This is a genomic window from Paraburkholderia sp. A3BS-1L, assembly GCF_051125215.1.
Taxonomy (GTDB): Bacteria; Pseudomonadota; Gammaproteobacteria; order Burkholderiales; family Burkholderiaceae; genus Paraburkholderia.
The window spans coordinates 997,844-1,017,109 of record NZ_CP120443.1 but is presented as its reverse complement, the minus strand read 5'-3'; the positions used below and the strand labels follow the sequence as shown (position 1 = coordinate 1,017,109).

Sequence of the window (19,266 nt, the reverse complement as noted above, 5' to 3'; positions counted from 1 at the left end):
GCCGCACAGCCCGGGCGCCACTCTCGCCGCGTCTCGAAACAAAAGGGCGCACGTCACGCAGCCATGTGCTGAAAGAGATCGGGAACCAGTTTTCGCTCATGGTAGACGAAAACGCCCCCTATTGAACGCCGCGCGGCGTGTGCACCCGCCCGGCACGTCTCGCGGCTCGTCCATGGCAGCCGACCTCGCCGGCTGGGTTCATCGGTTCACCCCGCCCGCCTGGCTTCCCGCGCTCCCTGGGCGTGCGGCCTGCTGCGCGTCTTGCGCCAGCGGCACGATCATTGGCGACTCGGACAGCAGCGCCGCCAGTTGCCCGCGCACATGCTCCCACGCGGCGTGCGCATAATCGGACTGCGCGGCGGCGCGCGCCTGCGCGAGCACGAAGGTGCGCAAAACGGTTGACGAGCACTGCGTCAATTTATCTGAACGGCCGAAGCGCGACTGGCGCAACGCCTCGCTCAGCCAGGGCAGATCGACTTCGCACGAATCCGCATACGCTTCCATGGCCGCGCGCGCGTGCCGGTCGCGGGCGAGATCGAGTTCGATGCGATCGAGGTCGCGGTTGCGGCCCGAACCGTTGACCCGCGAACCCGGCGGGAACCGCATGCTGCCGGAACGAAAAACCATGAAACCCCTCGAGTAGCAGACAAGCTTCAGACCCGCCGGATGGGCTCCGCGCGCGCCCGACAGCACGGCCCCGCGCGCGGCGCGAACGGCGCATGCGTGAACGCGGGACTTCGTAAATGAAAAACGAGTGGCGACGGCCTCGAACTGCGCACTGCGTGGTCTCCGGCGTCCTTCCCCCCCGGACTCGGACCGCCGGCGCAAGCGCCGCCGGACCGGCGCGTCACGCACGAGCGGGCATCACCGCCCGACACCCGCCCACGACCGCAGCCGATCACACCATGGCGTTTCCCGCTGCCATCGCCACTCCCGGTACTTCCAGGCGCTGTTTTCCAGCGTTATCCGGCGAACTCGGGTCCGCTCTGCTTTCCTCGCTGCCGGCGCGTCGCCGTGTCCCGACCGCACCGGCCCCCGTAGCCGAATTTCCAGGCCTCGCGTGCGTGAGCCGCACGCCCTTTCCTGCGCGATCCATACCGGAACACGCCGCTACGAGCTATTGTGGCGGCAAGCGCGCAAAGCTACTGTCAGGGATTGTTAAATCGACGGAAAAACGGCTATCTGCCCGCTCGAAGGCGCTATTTCGCCCCGCGATTTATCGTTGCACAGTGTCAACAACTGGCATGCCGGCGGTCATTGATATGGAATCCAAATCAAATCGCTGGCCGACAGGGACGCCCATTGCAGGCGTCCTTGCTTGCGCATACGGAAGCGATCAGTACTGCTGCCGCTGGTCGCCCCGGCCGCCGCCCTGCCCGGACGGGTGGCCGCCTTGCGGCGGCGCCTCGGGACGGCCGCGCTCGGCCGGCGGCTCTGGCGGGCGCGCACCGCCGGGCGGCTGGCCTGGCGCGTGATTGAATGCGGGCGCGGGTCCTGGCCCCTGCGCAGGGGCGGGCGGACGGCCCATACTCGGCTGCGGCATGGGCGGGCGCGATGGATTGACCACCTGCGCAGGAGGGCGCGGCGGCTCGACAGGCGGCCGTGCCACCCCGACCGGTGGACGCTGCATTTCACCAGGCGAGCGCGCACCCTCGCCAGGCGGGCGCTGCATTTCCGCAGGCGGACGCGGCGCTGCAACGGGCGGGCCGCCGCTCTCGGGCGGCCGGCCATGAACGGGTGGCGCTTCGTTGCCTGGGCGCATACGCGCCGGTTCGGGAGGACGCCCCGCGCCCGGCGGCGGACCGCCGTTGACCGGCGCACGCGCGCCTCCGGGTGGAGGCGGCGGTGGCCGCCCTCCGCCGTCGGGCGGCCCGCCGTGAAACCGCTGCGGCTCCGGCGGACGCCCGCGCCCCGGCGGCGGCGCATGCTCCCAGCGATCGCGGTCGCCATACCAGGGCCGGTCGCGATAAAAGCTGCCCCAGTACGCCCCCACGGAAAACGTGACGATCGGCAAGCCGATGACCGCGCCATAGCCGGTCAGCGGCACGTAAGCGCCTTGATACGGATAACTGAGATAGCCCCCGTAGACCCAGCCACGCAGGCCGGGCAACGCGACGTCGCACCACGAGTAATCGCTCACGCAGCCCATCACGGTGACCGGCACGTTGGGGCCGAGCTCGCTCACTACGGGGTATGCGTCGGAGGGTCCGGCAAACAGATCGACGGGCTCGTTCGTATAGGCCTGGGTCTGCGCGCGAACGCCCGACGCTGCGAACACCATCCCCGCAGCCACGCAGACCGTCGCGAGCGGCAGGGCCAGCCCGCGCGGCAGTTTCGTGTATCGGCTTGTCATGCTCCCCTCTTGTCTTCTGTAACTATGCGGAAGCATCAGCATATTCCGTTCCTCGCTGGCGGGCGCGCCGACACAATGCCGCCGGCAATCCATATGTTTTACATATAAATAATCTATTAAATCCATATTTAACATATCGAAACCGATTCCCTACTATGCGGTGAGCCGCCCGATGCGCGCGCCGCCCCGGCAACGCGCCGAGGCGGCTGTGCTTCGCAGGGTGATCTCGATGACTAATCATTCCGGCCTCACGCGCGGAATGGCGGCGCTGTTCGCCATCGCCTGTGGCGTGATCGTCGCCAACGTTTATTACGCGCAGCCGCTGCTCGCGACGATCGCAGCCGCGTTCGGCCATCCGGTCGCCGATCTCGGCTATCTGGTCACGCTCACGCAGCTCGGCTACGCCGCCGGCTTCGTGCTGATCGTCCCGCTCGGCGACGTGGTCGACCGTCGCGCGCTGGTGTTGCGGCTGCTCGTCGTGAATATCGCCGCGCTCGGCCTTATCGTTTGCAGCCCGAACTTTATGACATTCGCCGCTGGCTGCGTGCTGGTCGGCTTCACGTCGTGCTCGACGCAGATCCTGATCCCAATGGCGGCGTCGCTCGCCGACCCGACCTCGCGCGGGCGCGCAGTCGGCGTCGTGATGAGCGGGCTGCTGCTCGGCGTGCTGCTCGCGCGCATCGTGGCAGGCTATGTCGCTTTCTGGGCGGGATGGCGCGCGATCTTCGCGATTGCGGTGGTGGCCAGCGTTGCCATCGCCGTGGTGCTCGCCATGATGCTGCCCAAGAGCACGCAGCCCGTTACTCCCGTAACGCCCGTAACGCCTGTGCGCTACGCGCGCCTGCTCGCGTCGCTCGCGCATCTGATGCGCCGCGAGCCGCTGCTCGTGCTGCGCTCGATTTACGGTGCGCTCGCTTTCGCGTGCTTCAGCGTGGTGTGGACCGGGCTCACCTTCGTGCTAAGCCGTGCGCCCTATGGATACGACGATGCGCAAATCGGGCTGTTCGGCATCGTCGGTGTGATCGGCGCGCTCGCCGCGCACCCGGCCGGCCGGCTCGTCGACCACGGCCACGAGAACAAGGCAACCGGCGCGTTCGCTGCGACGCTGCTGCTCTCGTTCGCGCTGCTCGCGGGCGGCGGTTCCTCGCTGCTCTCGCTGATTGTCGGCACGCTGCTGCTCGACGTGGGCGTGCAGGGCCTGCACATCGCGAACCAGAGCGTGATTTTCGAAATCGACGCCAACGCGCGCAGCCGCATCATGACCGCGTATCTGGCGAGCTACTTCCTGGGCGGCGCCGTGGGTTCGAGCGTGGCGGGCGCCGCCTATGCGGCCGAGGGCTGGCTCGGCCTGTGCGCGGCGGGCGGGGCGCTTGCAGCAACGGCCCTGCTCGTGTGGATCGGCGCGCAAAGCGTGGGCAAATCGCGACTTGCCGGGCCATCGACGTCCGCGCGGGAATGAACCGCTGTCAACGCAGCAACGCCCGGCATGCCGGGCGTTGCGCGAAAACTCAAGCCACCTCCTGAAACAGCCGGCCCCAGCCGCGCACTTCGTGCGTGTCCACGCCCACCATCCGCAACGACTTCCATACCGCCGTCGCCACTGTGTCGTAGATGGGGATGCCGGTCTCGGCCTCCAGCGCCTCGACCAGCGGCGCGGCGCGCAGGTTCGTGCAGAACGTCGTGATGGCCTGCGGCTTCGCGCGAGCAACCTCGCGCACTGCCGTGCGGATCTGCTCGTCGGTCACTTCGGCGAAACTGTAGTTCACCTGGAGCCCCAGATGCTGCTCGGCCACGCATTCGAGGTCGTGCCGCGCATAGTTGTCGACGATCTTGCGCTGCACGTCCTCGAGATAGGGCGTCGCGAGGCCGAAGCGGCGCGCGCCGGTACGCTCGAGAATCTCGTTTAGCGCGAGCACCGATGTGGTCGCCGGCACGCCGGTAGCCTCGGTGATGCGCCGGCACAATTCGCGGTCGCCGTCGAAGCCGAGCCAGCCCGCCGAGGTGCCGCTCCACGCGATCACGTCGACGCGCGCATCGGCGAGCAGACGCGCCGCGTCGACGATCTTGTCGAACTCGAACTGGCCGGTTGCGCGCGCGCCGAGCGAAATCTCCGTCACCGGGAAACGCGAAAAATGCGCGCTGACGCCGGGCAGGCCGGCAACCATTGCACCGGTGAGCGGTTCGAGCACCGTGTTCGACGACGGTGTCAACATGCCGAGAAGGATACGTTTTGCCATTGAATGAGGACTCCGATGCATCGGGCGGCCATGCAAGGCGCCCGATGCCAGGCAAATGAAGGTTGTGGAATCGATCAGGCGGTCGCGCAGATGGGCTCGCGCCACGTGCATAGATCGAGCATCACGCGTAGCCGGTTACGATCGAGGTTGCGTCCGATGAACACGATCTTGCTTTCGCGCGCCTCGTTGGCCCACGCCTCGGCCGCATGCAAGTCGAGTTGGCGGTGCACCGCCTGCACGATGTGGCGGCGCGAATCGCCCGCGATCTCGAAGATGCCCTTCATGCGGAACATGTCGTCGCCCTGCACGGCAAGCAGCGCGCGCAAGCCCGATTCGAGGCGCTCGCGGTCGAACCGACGGTCGAACACGAGCGACACCGAGTTCACCGAGGGATCGTGCCGATGGCCGTGGTCTGCGTCGTGATGATCGTGCGCGTGATCGCAGCTCGCGTCGCAGACGTGGTCATGATCGTGAGCGTGCGCATGATCGTCATGATCATGGTCGTGATCGTCGAGGCTCGTGCACCCGGGCGTGAAGCCGCCAATGCCGAGAATCTTCGTCAAATCGACTTGCGCGTGGTTCGAGCGCAGGATCTGCGCACCTTCGTTCAAATGATGCAGCCGCGCTTCGAGCCGGGTGAGCACGTCGTTGCTCACCAGATCGGTCTTGTTCATGATGATCCGGTCCGCCGCAACGATCTGGTCGACCGCCTGATTGTCGAACCCGGTCAGCTTCGGATCGTCGAGATGGCCCTCGATATGCAGCGCGTCGACCAGCGTGACGACGCCATCGAGCGCGACCTGGCGCGCCACATCATGATCCATGAAGAAGGTCGCGGCCACCGGCGTGGGGTCCGCGAGGCCGCTCGTCTCGACCAGAATGTGATCGAACTTCTCCGGACGCTCGAGCAGCTTCTGCAGGATCTTCACGAGGTCCGTGCGCACGTCGACCGTGCAACAGATGCAGCCATTCGTGACCTGGAAGATTTCCTCGTCGGAGGTCATCACGAGTTCCGAATCGACGTCCACTTCGCCGAACTCGTTCTCGATCACGGCGATCCGGTAGCCGTGGCGCTCGGTCAGGATGTAGTTCAGCAACGTGGTCTTGCCCGAGCCGAGAAAGCCCGTGAGGATCGTGACCGGCACCGGCTGCGACTGGGTTTGCGTGTTGAGCTGGCTCATTGTGTTGTCTCCTTCTGCGGGTCCGGAAAAATCAGCTTGCGGCTGCGTCGGCGCGCAGCCCTTGCCAACGGCCGACGAGGCCTTCGTGGTCGATGTCGAACAGGTCGAGCACGCGCCCGACCGTGTGGTCGACGATGTCGTCGACCGTGCGCGGATGGTTGTAAAACGCGGGCACCGGCGGCAGCACGATCGCGCCTGCTTCCGTCACGGTCGTCATGTTGCGCAGATGCACGAGATTGAGCGGCGTTTCACGCGCGAGCAGCACGAGCTTGCGGCGCTCCTTGAGCATGACGTCGGCGGCCCGCGTGATCAGGTTATCCGCGAGGCCGGTGGCAATGGCCGCGAGCGTGCGCATCGAGCACGGCGCGACCGCCATGCCGTTGCAGCGGAACGACCCGCTCGCGAGCGTCGCGCCGATGTCCCGCGGGTTGTGCACGACATCGGCGAGCGCCTCAACGTCGCGCCGCACCATGCCGAGTTCGTGGCCTGCGGTCAGCAGTCCCGAAGGCGACATCACGAGATGCGTTTCGCAGTGCTCGAAGCGCGCGAGTTGCTGAAGCAGCCGCACGCCGTACACCGCGCCGCTCGCACCCGTGATCGCAACGATCAGGCGTTTCATGATGCACTCCGCAGGTTCCGCGGCGTGAGCCCGACGAGCAGTTGCGCGGCGCGCGTCATCGCGTCGGCCCCGATCTGCGCGCGCACGCCGTCGAAGTGCGGGCCGCGCGTGGCGTCGAGCCCCATGCGCGAAGTCGTGCCCACGCCCGATGCGGACGGATCGAGCGCGCTGCCTGGCAGCCCGTCGACGATCACCACGTCGAGATGCGGCTGCAGATGCGTCGCGATCGCCCACAACACTTCTTCGTCGCGCGTGATGTCGACGTCCGCATCGACCGCCACCACGTTCTTCAGATACGGGTCCCACCCGAGCAGCCCCAGCATCACCTGGCGCGCCTCGCCGGGCCGCGACTGCTTCAGCGCGACATAGGCGTGAAAGTGCGTGCCCGAGGATGGATAGTGAACCGCCGTCACGCTGGGGAAGCGGTCCTTGAGCTTCTCGACCATCTCGGACTCGCGCGGAATGCGGCCGAGATTCAGATGCTCGGCCGAGTTGCCGCCCACCACGTCGATCAGGATCGGATCGCGCCGGTGCAGCACGCTTTCCACCTTGAACAAATTGTTAGTAGACCGATCCGACGAATAACCGGTGAATTCGCCGAACGGTCCTTCGTCGGCGCGCGCGTGCGGGTCGATCACGCCTTCGAGCACGAACTCCGCGTAGGCCGGCACTTCGATGCCGTAACGCGGCGTCTTCACGACGTCGAGCGGCGCGCCGAGCAGCCCGCCCGCGACGTGGCGCTCATCCACGCCATATGGCAGCCGCGCGGCACCGGAGAGCATGAAAAGCGGATGCGCGCCGATCACCATCGCGACCGGCAGCGGCAAGCCGCGCGCCTGAACGCGCTGCAGCATGCGCCACAGATGGCCGCGCGAATGCAGGCTGGTGGCAATTTCGTTGCGCGAGTGCAGCATCGAGCGGTGATAGCTCGCGTTGCCGATGCCGGTCTCGGGATCGTTGGCGATCAGGATCGCGTTCGTGATGTACGGGCCGCGGTCGGTTTCGAAATGGCGCAGCGTCGGGATCGTGGTGAGATCGATGCGCTCGGTCTCGACCGATTCGAGCACCGGGCCATCGGACACGACGCGCGGCGCCACCATGCGCCGGCTGCGTGCCTGAAATTCGTTGTGCAGATTCTGGAGGTTCGTATCGAGCATCCACGCAATGCGCCTTCTCGACGCGAACACGTTGGTGACGAGCGGCGTCTGCAAGCCGTCGACCTGCTCGAACGCGAGCAGCGGATGGCGGTTCTGCGCGGCGAGCTGCCAGACGAGCGCGGTAGCGTCCTGGTCGGCGCACACACGGTCGCTGATCGTCAGCACGTCGTCGGGATGCGCGGCGCGATAGCCGGCGAGAAAATGGCGAAAGTCCTGCGGATCAGCGTCTGCGCGATCGAGAGCGGACGAACGGGTCGATGTCATGGTGGTTCCTTGTCATCAGCCTTTCAACGGCGCGGGCCGCACGTCCTGCACGGCGCCGCGCCATTGCGCTCAGCTGCTATCGCGGGCCGCCGCGCACGATGCATGCATCGATGCACGAGCGGCCCACCGCATGGTCCCCGATCAGGCGGGGACGTTGTCGAGCGACGCGTAGCTGTCGGTCAAGCGCAGCTTCGCTTCCTCCAGGTTGCGCGGCGGCGGCGAGGTCTTGATGCCGCACAGGCGCGCGATGTTGTTGCCCATGTAGTCCTCGAGACCGTCCTCGTCGAGATCCATGCCTTGCGGCGCGGGTCCGCACAGCATTTCGAGCTCGCGCAGCCACATGCCCGGCTCGTTCGGCGGCGAGTCGGTGCCGAACACGATCTTGTTGCGCGGCAGTTCGCGTGCGAACTCGACGATGCGCGACTGGAAGCACCAGCCCGATTCGCACACCACGTTCGGCGTGTCCATCGCCATCCAGAACGCTTCGAACGAGTAGTTGCCGCCGGTCTGGATGCCGAAGTGGCCGATGATGAAGTTCACCATCGGAAACTCGCGGATGATCGGGTAGAACATCGTCGGAATCGTGTACGGGCCATCGCCCGTGTGGATCAGCACGACGGTGTTGTACTTCGCGCACACCTTCATCGCGGGGCGCAGCCAGTCGAGCGCCCGGTCGGGACGGTAGCCGTGCATGTTGGCGTGCAGCTTCACCATCTTGAAGCCGTATTCCTTGATGTGGAATTCGAGCTCCTGCGCACCCTCTTCCGGGCCCCAGCGCGGGTTGAACGTGAAGTTGCCGATGAAGCGGTCCGGGTACTTCTGGCACAGCTCGGCAATATACGACATGTAGTCACGAATGCCTTCGCGGCCGCGGCGGTTGCCGTCGCGATAGCCGGTGTTGCCCGGCGGCGGCTGAATGAAGCCCATGTCGATGCGGCGCGGCTTGCCGTTGATGATGTACGGGCCGTCCATCATCTCGAGCAGCCGCTCGCCCGTGAACGGCGTGCCGGTGTGGCGCCACGCTTCGTCGACGAGATTGGTCGGGTGCAGATGGGTATCGATAATCATGCTTGTCTCCGGTTCGTGTGACGTGGTGCGCTCATGCCGCGAGCAGCGCCCTGGCTTCTTCGACGGACTTCGGCACCGGCGTCGGCTCGAGGCCGATCATGCGCGCGGTGTTGTTGCCGAGATAGTCTTCGAGCGTGTCTTCGTCGAGATTGAGGCCTTGCGGCGGATCGAAGCAAAGCACTTCGAGCAGACGCAGCCACATGCCGGGTTCATTCGGCGGCGTGTCGGAGCCGAACAGGATCTTGTGCTTGGGCAGCACCTTTGCGAATTCGACGATGCGCGACTGCAGGCACCAGCCCGATTCGCAATACACGTTGGGCAGATCCATGGCGAGCTGGAACGGCTCGAAGCAGTAGACGCCGCCCGTCTGCACGCCGAAATGCGCCATGATGAAGTTCACCGTCGGGAACTCCTTGATCATCGGCACCCATTCGGTGGGGATACTGTACGGGCCGTCGCCGGTGTGCAGCTTCACGAGCACGCCGAGCTCCGCGCATTTGGCGAGCGCCGGGCGCAGCCAGTCGAGCGCGCGGTCCGGACGGTACGCATGCATGTTGGCCTGAAACTGCACCATCTTGAAGCCGAGCTTGCGCACGTAGTAGTCGATGGCGTTCACGCCGTTCTCGACGCCGCAGCGCGGGTTGTAGACGAAGCAGCCGATAAAGCGCTCCGGATACTTCTTCACCATTTCGACCGTGTAGGCCATATAGGCGTCGATCGATTCGGTGCCGGTCTTCACGCCATCGGTGTACGTGTAGATGGTGTTGCCTTGCGGCGGCTGGATGAACGCCTTGTCGATGCGGCGCGGCTTGCCGTTGATCAGGAACGGACCGTCCATCATTTCGATCAGGCGTTCGCCGGTGAACGGGTCGCCGTCGTGCCGCCAGGCGAGATCGACGAGATTCGTCGGATAGCAGCTAGTGTCGATAATCATGCGGGCTCTCCTCGCAGTGCTTGAGGTGGAACGCAGCAGCTCACGGCGCGCGTGTGCGGCGCCGGGTGAACTGCCTCGATTTCGGGAGCACTGTGAGAGCGGCAATGGTTGGAAAATTGGCGCCACCGACAGAAACTCCGTCAGTGAGCAATCTCCAGTTGAACGATCGCGGTATTGCACCGCTGCTTGTTCAATCGACCGCTTCTACCCACGGCCAGATCATGCCGTCCGCGAATGGGCTTTGTCAAGCGTGCGATCAAATTTCCGGTATTTCGACTGCGAAACCCTAGTCCGGACTGGATCAAGATGCTCCGGCCGCGCCTTCATCTCTACCATTATTTCATTCGGTATCCGAATTTTTTGCGCCGATTTCGCGCCGCCATGCAAGCGTCACCTCTTCCAGCAGTGCCAGAAAACGCTCCAGCGCCGGCAGCGTGTCGTCGCGGCGCACGGAGGCGTATAGATCGGCGTTGACGCCGCGCTCGTCCAGCCGCACGAACACGACGTTCTCGCGCGGCGTGGTCGACAGCGATTCCGGCAGGATGCTCACGCCAACGCCCGCGCCGACGAGGCTTAGCACCGTCTCGGGATCGATCGACTCGTGCAGCACGCGCGGCTGGAAGCCGTCGCGCACGCAGGCGGCGAGCACGTCGCGAATGGTCGGGCTTTGCGAGTTGAGCAGCACGAACGCGTCGCCGGCGAGCGCCTTGAGCGCAATGCGGCGGCGCTTTGCGAGCGGATGCTCGCTTGGCAGCGCGACGCGCAACGGCTGCGGGTATACGCGGATCGAGCGCAGCTCGGCGCGCGTCGCCGCGCTGCACGCGAAGCCCACATCGATCTTGCCGGCGACCAGTGCCTCCTGCTGCTGCTCGGGCAGCAATTCGTGCAGCGTCCACTCGACTTCGGGATTGTGCTTCTGGAACAGGTGCATCGTGCGCGGCAGCGGCCCGTACATCACCGAATTGATGATGCCGATGCGGATATAGCCTTCGAGCCCGTCCGCCACGCGGCGCACGAGTTTCTCGACCGAATCGCAATCGCTCACGATGCTGCGCGCGCGCACGAGCAGCGCCTCGCCCGCGCGCGTAAGCCGCGCGCCGTGGCGGCCCCGCACGAACAAGGTCACGTGCAGCGAATCCTCCAGCGTCATGATCTGCTGGCTCAGCGGCGGCTGCGAAATATGCAGGCGCTCGGCCGCACGGCTGAAATTTCCCTCCTCGGCGACCGCAATGAAATAACGCAACTGCCTCAAATCCATATGAACCTCGTATCGAATGGATTCCAAAATCGTATTTCACATATCGATTTTGTGCACATAGGCTTTACCCACACGAAAAAGAAACACGTCCATGCAGCGCTCAGCGATGCATGGACCGCACTAAGAGCTTTGCTCCAGGTGCGGCCGACAGGAGACGACATGACGAAGTTGAACGTGAACGGCGCCGACCATGCGGTCGATGCCCCGCCCGATACGCCGCTGCTGTGGGTGCTGCGCGATACGCTGCACCTGACCGGCACGAAATTCGGCTGTGGCATGGGGCTGTGCGGCGCGTGCACCGTGCATCTCGAAGGCGCAGCGGTGCGCTCGTGCCAATTACCGCTCGGCGCAGTCGCCGGCAAGCGGATCAAAACCATCGAAGGACTCGGCAAGCCGGACGCGCTACACGCCGTGCAGGCAGCGTGGCGCGACGAGGACGTGCCGCAATGCGGCTACTGCCAGTCCGGGCAAATCATGTCGGCGGCTGCGCTGCTCGCGACGAATCACGATCCGAGCGACAGTGACATCGACGCCGCGATGGCAGGCAATATCTGCCGCTGCGGCACCTACGACCGCATCCGCAGCGCGATCCACCGCGCGGCTGTCGCGCTGCGCGACAAGGCGGCCGCATGAAGCGCAACGATCATCAACACGAGCGCGAGGCCGCGCCCACTTCGGGCAGCCGCCGCCGTTTTCTTCAAACGAGCGCCGCGCTTGCCGGCGGCCTGCTGCTCGAAATCGGCGGCGCGGGCATCCAGGTCGTGCAGGCAACGCCGGTCGGCGACAGCACCGCGGGCCGAGTCGCATCAAACTTCGCGCCCAACGCATGGGTGCGTATTGCGCCGGATAACCAGATCTTTCTGGTCTGCCATAAATTCGACAGCGGCACCGGCGTGAAGAACGCGCTCGGCATGCTGCTCGCCGATGAACTCGACGCCGACTGGTCGCAAGTACGGATCATCCAGCCCGACGATCCGCTCGCGGCGGTCTATATCCAGAAGCTGTGGGGCATGCATGCCACCGGCGGCAGCACCAGCGTGTCGTGGCAATGGGAGCCGCTCAGGCGCGCTGGCGCAACGGCGCGCGCGATGCTGGTCGCCGAAGCCGCGCAGCGCTGGTCTGTCGATCCGTCGACGTGCCAGACCGCGAACAGCGAAGTGATCCACCCGGCGAGCGGGCGCCGCTTCAATTACGGCGAGCTCGCCACCGCCGCTGCTGCACGCCCGGTGCCGCAACAGGTCACGCTCAAGCGCCCCGATCAGTTCGTGTTGATCGGCAAGCCGCGCCGCAGCTATCGCGTCGTCGAAAAGCTCACGGGCCGCGCGCAATACGCGATCGATCTGCAACTGCCGGGCATGCTCACGGCAATCGTCGTTCACCCGCCCGTCGTCAACGCGAAAGTGAAATCGTTCAACGCCGCTGAAGTAAAAGCGCTGCCCGGCGTGCACGACGTGTTCGCGCTCGACGTTCCCGAAGTGATCGCGCATTTCCGGCCCGACCACGCGCCCTCGCGCGTCGCGAACGGCGCGTGCCAGCCGGGCGTCGCGATCGTGGCCGATCAGTTCTGGAGCGCGCAGCGCGCACGCAAGGCGCTGAAGATCGAATGGGAACCCAGCGATCTCGCGAACTTCAGCTCGGAGGGCGCGATCCGCGAGATGACCGAGCACGTCGACGATCCCGGCAAGCAATCGAACGGCAAAGGCGACGCAAAGACCGCGTTCGCGCAAGCGGCGCGCGTGGTCGAGGCGGTGTACACGATGCCGTACAAGGCGCACGCGCAGATGGAGCCGCTCAGCATCGTTGCGTGGGTGAAGCCCGATTCGGTCGAGTACTGGGGCGGCCTGCAAGTGCCGTCGCGCTGCGCGCAGGCAGCAGAGACGATTGCAGGCGTGCCGCGCGACAAGGTTCGCCTCCATCTGACCGAAGCCGGCGGCAGCTTCGGCGCGCGCGAAGGCCTGCATCAGGTGCTCGAAGTCACTGCAATGTCAAAGCGCGTCGGCAAGCCGGTCAAGTTGCTGTACAGCCGCGAGGACGATATTCGCGGCACGTTCTATCAAAGCGCGAGCGTGCACAAGGCGCGCGTCGCGCTCGACGCGAACGGCCACGTCACGGGCTTCAGCCTGCGCGCGGTCGTGCCGTCGATCAAGGAGCCGGACGACCCCGGCTTCCTGACGAAATTCCCGGTCGATCCGAGCTGCACCGAAAGCATGCGCGCGGACTTCCATTACGACATGCCGGCGCTCGATCTCGCGTGGGTACGCCACGAGCCCGGGTTTCCGGTCTGGTGGTGGCGCGCGGTCAGCTTCGTGCCCAACGTGTTCGCGATCGAAAGCGCGGTCGACGAAACCGCGCATGCGGTCGGCCAGGACCCCATCGCGTATCGCAGCACGATGCTTGCGAGCCGGCCCGAATTGCGCACGGTGCTCGGGCGCGCGGCGACGCTCGCGCAATGGACGCCCCACACGATTCACGACGCGGACGGCACGCGGCGCGGCATGGGCGTCGCGATCTACAACGGCTACGAGAGCTTCATCGCCATCGTCGCGGAAGTCGCGGTAAAGGACAACACGATCGCGGTGCGCAAGGTCACCTGCGTGGTCGATTGCGGCATCGCCGTGGACCCGGGCTCGGTGCATCAGCAACTCGCGGGCGGCATTCACTGGGGTGTGAGCACCGCGCTCATGAATGCGGTGCACATCGAGAACGGCCAGGTCCGCGAAAGCAATTTCCACGACTATCCGGTGCTGCGCATCCACGAAGCCCCGGTCGTGCAGATCGAGCTGATGCCGCCGACAGACCGCAAGCCAGGCGGCATCGGCGAGCTCTCGAATCCGCCCGTCGTGCCGGCCATCGGCAACGCGATCTTCGCCGCGACCGGGCGACGGTTGCGCGCGACACCGTTCGCGCTCGCGTGAATTTGCCTGAATCCGCCAGAACCTATTACACCGCAAGGAGACAACCCGATGTCCGCAGAACTCGATTCGGTACGACGCGAAATCGCTCCCGTCGACAGCGTGCCCAAAGCGCCGCTGCTCGTAATGCTCGGCCTGCAGCACGTGCTCGTGATGTATATCGGCGCGGTGGCGGTGCCGATGATCATCGCGAGCGCGCTCAAGCTGCCGAAGGAATCGATCGCTGTGCTCATCAATGCGGACCTGTTCACCTGCGGAATCGCGACCATCCTGCAGTCGGGCGGCATCTGGCGTTTCGGCGTGCGCATGCCGGTCATGCAAGGCGTTGCGTTCAGCGCGGTGCCGCCGATTCTCGTAATCGCGACCGCGCCGGGGCTCGGGCTGACCGCCGTGATCGGCGCGGTGATGGCGGGCGGCGTGATCACGATGCTGCTCTCGCCGGTGTTCGGCCGACTCGTGAAGTTCTTTCCGCCCATCGTGGGCGGCTCGATCGTGATGGTGGTCGGCTTGTCGCTGTTCCCGGTGGGGGTGAACTGGATCGGCGGCGGCAAGGGCTCGCCCGAGTTCGGCGCACCGCAAAATCTCGCACTCGCGGCTTTCGTGTTCGTGATGATCCTCGCCATCAATCGCTGGCTCAAGGGCTTCTGGTCGAACGTTTCGGTGCTGCTGGCGCTTGCGATCGGCATGATCGTCGCAATCCCATTCGGCATGGTCAACTTCCACGGCGTGGCCGAAGCGCCGCTGGTCGACATGATCCAGCCGTTTTACTTCGGCATGCCAATTTTCGATCCGATTGCGGTGAGCACCATCGTCGTGGTGATGGTGATCGTCATGATCGAGTCGATGGGGCTCTTCATCGCGACCGGCGACGTGGTCGACAAGAAGCTCACCTCGGCCGACATGACGAGCGGGCTGCGCGCGAACGGCCTCGCGAGCATCATCGGCGGGATCTTCAATGGCTTCCCGTACACGATCTACAGTCAGAACATCGGCCTGCTCGTCGTGACCGGCGTAAAGAGCCGCTGGGTGGCGGTGGCCGCAGGCGCGATCCTGTGCCTGCTCGGACTGCTGCCGAAACTCGCGACCATCGTTGCTTCAGTGCCGTTGCCCGCGCTCGGCGGCGCGGCGCTGTTCATGTTCGGCGTGGTGACCTCGACCGGCGTGAAGACGCTGTCGCGCGTCGACTTCGAAACCAGCCGGCGCAACGTCTATATCGTCTCGGCCACGCTCGCGGTTTCGCTGCTGCCGACCTTTGCACCCGCTTTGTTCGCCAGGCTGCCCGGCGCGATCCAGCCGATCCTGCACAGCAGCATCCTGCTCGCCTGCGTGACCTCGGTCGGGCTGAACCTGCTGTTCAACGGCATCCCGACGGGCGACCCGCATGGCCACGCCGAGCAGGATCCTTCGCTGTGTCTGGCCAAGCACTAAGCTAACCCCGCGCGGCTGCCTCAAAGCGGCCCTACGGACGGTCGTCTCCAGTGCCCACGCCTCCTGTGAACGCACTGTTCGGCTCTCGTTTCGCGAGGGCCGTTTTTTATTCGGGCGCTTGCGGCTGCCGAGACCGCTGCCATGCGCGATCGCCCCGATGCCGGCCGCCACCGCAGCCGACGCGCCGCCGCTGGAACCGCCCGGCATGAGGCCGGCGGCCCACGGATTCAGCGTCCTGGCGTACAGATCGTTGTCGGTGAGCCGGCGGTACTAAAACGCGGGCGCATTGGTGCGGCCGATGATGCCCCCCTCCAGAAAAATTCAGCGCCTGTAACCGGACATCGAAACTCACCGAATTAACCAGCGTATCCGCCCATAGCGCTCCACGCGCAGCAAGAGCCCGCCATGCAGCCTGAACATCGCCCCGCCGACTTCGCGGCAGCTTTCGTGCCCGGCCTGACGAACCCCGATGCGGCCACGCCCGAGGGGGTCGTGGCCGGTCCGGTCGCGCTCGGCAAGGGTGTCGTCAAGCGCTACAACATCTATCGGAACAACGTCACGGTCAGTCTGATCGATGCGCTCGCGGCGATCTATCCCGCCGTGCAGCGCATCACCGGCGTCGAGTTTTTCCGCGCGATGGCCCGCTTTCACGTGCGCGCCAAGCCGCCGGTTTCTCCTCTGCTGTTCGAGTACGGGCGCGAATTTCCATCCTTCATCGAAACCTTCGAGTACGCACGCGAGATGCCCTGGCTCGCGGATACTGCACGCATCGAACGCGCCTGGCTCGATGCCTATCACGCCGCCGATGCGTCGCCGCTCACCGCCGATGCGCTCGCCTGCATCGATCCGTCCGCGCTCGCGCAGGTGCGCTTCGTTCCGCACCCCGCCGCACGCATCGTGCGCTCGCGCTACCCGGCTGTCGCGATCTTCGCGATGAATCGCGCGAGCACGCCTGTCACGCCGCTGCATTCGGGCGATGCGGAGGATGCGCTCGTCACGCGGCCCGACGCCGACGTGATGGTCTCGCGCCTGCCTGTGGGCGGCGCGGCCTTTCTCGTTGCACTCGTCGAAGGCGCCACGCTCGGTGCGGCTGCGGAGACGGCCTTCGAGGAATCCGCCGATTTCGATCTGCCAGCCAATCTCGCCGCGATGATTTCAGCCGGTGTATTCGCCGCGGTTCAAACGGCGCAGTAGTTGGCCTGTCGATTCGACAAGCCCGGAGGCCGGCCATGAAAACGCGAGATCTCGTCGATCGCCTCGCAAGCGGCGTGTCGCCCGTCGAGCACAACGCCGTTGCGCGGTTGCTCAATCGCGCGCTCATGACTGGCCTCGGCGGCAGCGCCGTGCTGCTGGCCGCGCTATACGGCGTGCGCAGCGACATGCCCGAGTTGATCCTCACCGCCATGTTCTGGGTGCGCCTTGCGTTCCCGCTCGCGATCATTGCCACCGCCATGAAGCTCGCGGAGCGGCTCGGCCGTCCCGGCGCGCCGTTGAAGCTCGCGTGGTGCGCGGCGGCGCTGCCCATCGCCGCAATGCTGCTCGCCGCCGGCGGCATCGTGCTGGCGACGCCGCCGGGTTACCGGCTCCAGTTAATGCTCGGCATGACGTGGCGCACGACGACTGCGAACATCGTGCTGCTGTCGCTGCCTTCGCTCGCCGCGATGCTGCATGCGATGAAGCAGCTTGCGCCAACCCGTCTCGCACTGGCCGGAACCGGCGCGGGCCTGCTCGCGGGCGCGCAGGGCCTGCTCGTCTACTCGCTGTATTGCCCGGAGATGGCTGTGCCGTTCTGGGGCGTCTGGTACGTGCTCGCGATCGTCATCACGACGGCCATCGGCGCGGCGATCGCACCGCGTTTTTTGCGCTGGTGAGTTTATCGAATTAAATATTCGGCCGCTGTAACCGGCACATTGCCATTCCCGAATTAGCTGGTGTATCCGCTGCGGATACCACTCTTTCCTTCTACTGGAGATCGCTCATGTCCACCAAGATCAATGTCAGTTCCGCGCTGCTTGCCGGCGCCGTTGCCAGCCTTCTAGCGGCCACGGCCCATGCCGCGCCGCTCACCAAGGCGGAAGTCAGCGCGGCAATGGCCGCGCATAAGGAAAAGTGCTATGGCGTCGCGCTGAAGGGGCAAAACGATTGCGCCGCTGGTCCGGGAACGACCTGCCAGGGCACGTCGACGATGGATTTCCAGGGCAACTCGTGGAAGTTCGTTCAGGGCGGTACATGTGCGAGCATCGTCGTGCCGGGCGGCGGCCACGGCTCGCTCACTCCCATGAAGTCCTGATCGCGCATGATGAGAGGAGACGGACGGCCATGTACCCTTCCACTGGCAGCGTGACGGCACATGCGCCCGGCCGTCCTCTTCGCGCAGTCGAAGCCGCACGCGCGAAGCCCGTGCTGACCGGCACCAGCTTCAAACATGAGCACTTCGCCGCCATTCTCGACGATGGGCTGGAAAACGGTTTCTTCGAAGTCCACGCCGAGAACTACATGGGCGCGGGCGGCCCGCCGCATCGCATGCTCGGCACGATCCGCGAATCCTGGCCGCTCTCGCTGCATGGCGTGTGCATGTCGATCGGCGGCCCGGATGCGCTCGACGCCCAGCACCTCGCCCGCTTTCGCGCACTGGTGCAGCGCTACGAACCGCTGCTCGTCTCCGAGCATCTGGCGTGGTCCTCGCATGCCGGAACCTTCCTTAACGACCTGTTGCCGCTGCCTTATACGAAGGCCACGCTCGACAGGGTTTGCGCGCACATCGATCAGGTTCAGGAAGCCATCAAGCGCCCTATTCTGCTCGAAAATCCTTCCACCTATGTTGCGTTCGCGTCTTCGACCATGAGCGAGCCCGAGTTTATCCGCGCCGTCGCGCAACGCACGGGCTGCGGATTGCTGCTCGATGTGAATAACGTTTTTGTTTCGGCAGTCAATCACGGCTATCCGGCTCGAGCGTATCTTGCGGAATTTCCGTCCGAATACGTTGGCGAGATTCATCTCGCGGGACACAGCGAGCAGCGCGACGACGAGAATGCGCCGCTGCTCATCGACAGTCACGACCGTGCCATTGCAGAACCCGTCTGGGAACTCTACGGGCTCGTCATCGAACACCTCGGCCCCGTGCCGACACTGATCGAATGGGACAGCAATCTGCCGGCGTGGGCCGAATTGCGTGCGCATGCAAATACGGCACGGCGGATCGCTGCCGCTACGCTCACTTCCGTTTTGAATGGAGAGCAATCATGATGTCGATCCAGCAAGTTCTCAAGCCATCCCTTTTCGGCATCGTCACGATAGCAATCGTTCGTGCGCGGCGCCTGGTCGAAAAGCTCGCGCAACCGTGGTTCGTGCAATTGCTGCTGCGCATTGCGCTTGCCGTGCCTTTCTGGCGGTCGGGGATACTCAAATGGCACGGCTTCCTCCAGCTCAACGACACGGCCATCGATCTGTTCACCGAAGAATTTCGGCTGCACCTGCCAGGCGGGCCTTATCCGTTTCCTGCGCCGGCTGTCTTCGCGTTTCTTTCGGCATGCGGCGAGATCGCATTCCCGGTGCTGCTCGTGCTCGGCATCGGCACGCGTTTCGCTGCGCTGGGTCTGTTGCTAATGACCTGCATGATCGAATTGACGGTGCCGGATGGCTGGCCGGTCCACATTACGTGGGCCGCCATGGCGCTCGGCGTTGCCGCCTGGGGCCCCGGCTTGATCTCGATCGATTATCTGCTGGGCGACCGCAACCACCGGACATGAGCGTGCCACGTTGCCCGCTGACTTACCGGCAAGCGAGTAATATTCAAGCCCTGCATGTTGCTTTATTCATCTAGAGGGGGCGGCATGGAGGCAGTCAAGGAGATTG

General features: G+C 65.3%; 18 protein-coding genes and 1 pseudogene. 9 read left to right on the top strand and 10 right to left on the bottom strand.

Annotated elements, in window-relative coordinates:
* Positions 1-198 precede the first annotated feature (198 nt).
* Positions 199-627 carry a hypothetical protein gene (locus P5W99_RS19790; protein WP_421026820.1) on the bottom strand — a complete coding sequence of 143 codons (429 nt, stop codon included), beginning with the start codon at positions 625-627 and terminating at the stop codon, positions 199-201.
* Between the two features lie 709 nt (positions 628-1,336).
* The gene (locus tag P5W99_RS19785) at positions 1,337-2,353 is read right to left on the bottom strand and encodes an SH3 domain-containing protein (protein WP_434664388.1); all 1,017 of its coding nucleotides are present in this window, start codon (positions 2,351-2,353) and stop codon (positions 1,337-1,339) included.
* Positions 2,354-2,582: 229 nt separating this feature from the next.
* Between P5W99_RS19785 and P5W99_RS19780 the strand changes: the two genes are divergently transcribed.
* Positions 2,583-3,812 carry an MFS transporter gene (locus P5W99_RS19780; RefSeq protein WP_421026818.1) on the top strand — a complete coding sequence of 410 codons (1,230 nt, stop codon included), beginning with the start codon at positions 2,583-2,585 and terminating at the stop codon, positions 3,810-3,812.
* A gap of 49 nt (positions 3,813-3,861) precedes the next feature.
* Here the strand turns inward: P5W99_RS19780 and P5W99_RS19775 are convergent, their stop codons facing one another.
* From P5W99_RS19775 to P5W99_RS19745, 7 genes are all read right to left on the bottom strand, one after another.
* Positions 3,862-4,590 (bottom strand): maleate cis-trans isomerase family protein, encoded by a 729-nt coding sequence (locus P5W99_RS19775; RefSeq protein ID WP_421026817.1) that lies wholly within the window; start codon positions 4,588-4,590, stop codon positions 3,862-3,864.
* Positions 4,591-4,664: 74 nt separating this feature from the next.
* Entirely contained in the window at positions 4,665-5,771 is a 1,107-nt protein-coding gene (locus P5W99_RS19770) for a CobW family GTP-binding protein (RefSeq protein ID WP_421026816.1), read from the bottom strand.
* 31 nt (positions 5,772-5,802) lie between these two features.
* Positions 5,803-6,390, bottom strand: coding sequence for a UbiX family flavin prenyltransferase (locus P5W99_RS19765; protein ID WP_421026815.1), 588 nt, complete (start codon positions 6,388-6,390; stop codon positions 5,803-5,805).
* A complete protein-coding gene (locus P5W99_RS19760) occupies positions 6,387-7,811 on the bottom strand; it encodes a UbiD family decarboxylase (RefSeq protein WP_421026814.1) in 1,425 nt (474 codons plus the stop codon). The genes P5W99_RS19765 and P5W99_RS19760 overlap by 4 nt, the downstream gene beginning before the upstream one ends.
* A 141-nt stretch (positions 7,812-7,952) precedes the next feature.
* Positions 7,953-8,879: an amidohydrolase family protein gene (locus tag P5W99_RS19755; RefSeq protein ID WP_413188868.1), complete on the bottom strand. Its 927-nt coding sequence runs from the start codon at positions 8,877-8,879 to the stop codon at positions 7,953-7,955.
* Between the two features lie 31 nt (positions 8,880-8,910).
* Positions 8,911-9,813, bottom strand: coding sequence for an amidohydrolase family protein (locus P5W99_RS19750; RefSeq protein WP_421026813.1), 903 nt, complete (start codon positions 9,811-9,813; stop codon positions 8,911-8,913).
* A gap of 340 nt (positions 9,814-10,153) precedes the next feature.
* Positions 10,154-11,071 carry a LysR substrate-binding domain-containing protein gene (locus P5W99_RS19745; RefSeq protein WP_434664384.1) on the bottom strand — a complete coding sequence of 306 codons (918 nt, stop codon included), beginning with the start codon at positions 11,069-11,071 and terminating at the stop codon, positions 10,154-10,156.
* Between the two features lie 159 nt (positions 11,072-11,230).
* Between P5W99_RS19745 and P5W99_RS19740 the strand changes: the two genes are divergently transcribed.
* Genes P5W99_RS19740 through P5W99_RS19730 form a run of 3 tightly spaced genes read left to right on the top strand, consistent with a single transcriptional unit; the run spans position 11,231 to position 15,411 of the window.
* On the top strand, positions 11,231-11,704 hold the full coding sequence (locus tag P5W99_RS19740; RefSeq protein ID WP_421026811.1) for a (2Fe-2S)-binding protein: 474 nt from the start codon (positions 11,231-11,233) through the stop codon (positions 11,702-11,704).
* Positions 11,701-13,986, top strand: a complete 2,286-nt coding sequence (locus tag P5W99_RS19735; protein WP_434664381.1) for a molybdopterin cofactor-binding domain-containing protein — start codon at positions 11,701-11,703, stop codon at positions 13,984-13,986. Before P5W99_RS19740 ends, P5W99_RS19735 begins: the two co-directional genes overlap by 4 nt.
* A 48-nt stretch (positions 13,987-14,034) precedes the next feature.
* A complete protein-coding gene (locus tag P5W99_RS19730) occupies positions 14,035-15,411 on the top strand; it encodes a nucleobase:cation symporter-2 family protein (RefSeq protein ID WP_421026809.1) in 1,377 nt (458 codons plus the stop codon).
* Between the two features lie 125 nt (positions 15,412-15,536).
* Here the strand turns inward: P5W99_RS19730 and P5W99_RS19725 are convergent.
* Positions 15,537-15,714 (bottom strand): annotated as a pseudogene (locus P5W99_RS19725) (amidase family protein); the annotation flags it as partial.
* Between the two features lie 102 nt (positions 15,715-15,816).
* Here P5W99_RS19725 and P5W99_RS19720 point away from each other — a divergent pair.
* From P5W99_RS19720 to P5W99_RS19700, 5 genes are all read left to right on the top strand, one after another.
* Positions 15,817-16,605, top strand: coding sequence for an HvfC/BufC family peptide modification chaperone (locus P5W99_RS19720; RefSeq protein WP_421026808.1), 789 nt, complete (start codon positions 15,817-15,819; stop codon positions 16,603-16,605).
* Between the two features lie 35 nt (positions 16,606-16,640).
* Complete coding sequence (locus P5W99_RS19715; RefSeq protein ID WP_421026807.1) at positions 16,641-17,282, top strand: DUF1109 domain-containing protein; 642 nt, start codon at positions 16,641-16,643, stop codon at positions 17,280-17,282.
* Positions 17,283-17,389: 107 nt separating this feature from the next.
* Positions 17,390-17,701, top strand: coding sequence for a BufA1 family periplasmic bufferin-type metallophore (locus tag P5W99_RS19710; RefSeq protein WP_035529754.1), 312 nt, complete (start codon positions 17,390-17,392; stop codon positions 17,699-17,701).
* A 29-nt stretch (positions 17,702-17,730) separates the two neighbouring features.
* Complete coding sequence (gene bufB / locus P5W99_RS19705) at positions 17,731-18,657, top strand: MNIO family bufferin maturase (protein WP_421026806.1); 927 nt, start codon at positions 17,731-17,733, stop codon at positions 18,655-18,657.
* Positions 18,657-19,160 carry a DoxX family protein gene (locus P5W99_RS19700; protein ID WP_421027090.1) on the top strand — a complete coding sequence of 168 codons (504 nt, stop codon included), beginning with the start codon at positions 18,657-18,659 and terminating at the stop codon, positions 19,158-19,160. The genes bufB and P5W99_RS19700 overlap by 1 nt, the downstream gene beginning before the upstream one ends.
* The last annotated feature ends 106 nt before the right edge of the window (positions 19,161-19,266 follow it).

Bases quoted from the DNA above. Each gene is read 5' to 3' on its own strand.
- P5W99_RS19780 (WP_421026818.1), top strand. From the start codon at position 2,583: ATGACTAATCATTCCGGCCTCACGCGCGGAATGGCGGCGCTGTTCGCC.
- P5W99_RS19765 (WP_421026815.1), bottom strand. From the start codon at position 6,390: ATGAAACGCCTGATCGTTGCGATCACGGGTGCGAGCGGCGCGGTGTAC.
- P5W99_RS19750 (WP_421026813.1), bottom strand. From the start codon at position 9,813: ATGATTATCGACACTAGCTGCTATCCGACGAATCTCGTCGATCTCGCC.
- P5W99_RS19760 (WP_421026814.1), bottom strand. From the start codon at position 7,811: ATGACATCGACCCGTTCGTCCGCTCTCGATCGCGCAGACGCTGATCCG.
- P5W99_RS19735 (WP_434664381.1), top strand. From the start codon at position 11,701: ATGAAGCGCAACGATCATCAACACGAGCGCGAGGCCGCGCCCACTTCG.
- P5W99_RS19715 (WP_421026807.1), top strand. From the start codon at position 16,641: ATGAAAACGCGAGATCTCGTCGATCGCCTCGCAAGCGGCGTGTCGCCC.
- P5W99_RS19745 (WP_434664384.1), bottom strand. From the start codon at position 11,071: ATGGATTTGAGGCAGTTGCGTTATTTCATTGCGGTCGCCGAGGAGGGA.
- bufB (WP_421026806.1), top strand. From the start codon at position 17,731: ATGTACCCTTCCACTGGCAGCGTGACGGCACATGCGCCCGGCCGTCCT.
- P5W99_RS19770 (WP_421026816.1), bottom strand. From the start codon at position 5,771: ATGAGCCAGCTCAACACGCAAACCCAGTCGCAGCCGGTGCCGGTCACG.
- P5W99_RS19755 (WP_413188868.1), bottom strand. From the start codon at position 8,879: ATGATTATCGATACCCATCTGCACCCGACCAATCTCGTCGACGAAGCG.
- P5W99_RS19790 (WP_421026820.1), bottom strand. From the start codon at position 627: ATGGTTTTTCGTTCCGGCAGCATGCGGTTCCCGCCGGGTTCGCGGGTC.
- P5W99_RS19730 (WP_421026809.1), top strand. From the start codon at position 14,035: ATGTCCGCAGAACTCGATTCGGTACGACGCGAAATCGCTCCCGTCGAC.
- P5W99_RS19720 (WP_421026808.1), top strand. From the start codon at position 15,817: ATGCAGCCTGAACATCGCCCCGCCGACTTCGCGGCAGCTTTCGTGCCC.
- P5W99_RS19710 (WP_035529754.1), top strand. From the start codon at position 17,390: ATGTCCACCAAGATCAATGTCAGTTCCGCGCTGCTTGCCGGCGCCGTT.
- P5W99_RS19785 (WP_434664388.1), bottom strand. From the start codon at position 2,353: ATGACAAGCCGATACACGAAACTGCCGCGCGGGCTGGCCCTGCCGCTC.
- P5W99_RS19775 (WP_421026817.1), bottom strand. From the start codon at position 4,590: ATGGCAAAACGTATCCTTCTCGGCATGTTGACACCGTCGTCGAACACG.
- P5W99_RS19740 (WP_421026811.1), top strand. From the start codon at position 11,231: ATGACGAAGTTGAACGTGAACGGCGCCGACCATGCGGTCGATGCCCCG.
- P5W99_RS19700 (WP_421027090.1), top strand. From the start codon at position 18,657: ATGTCGATCCAGCAAGTTCTCAAGCCATCCCTTTTCGGCATCGTCACG.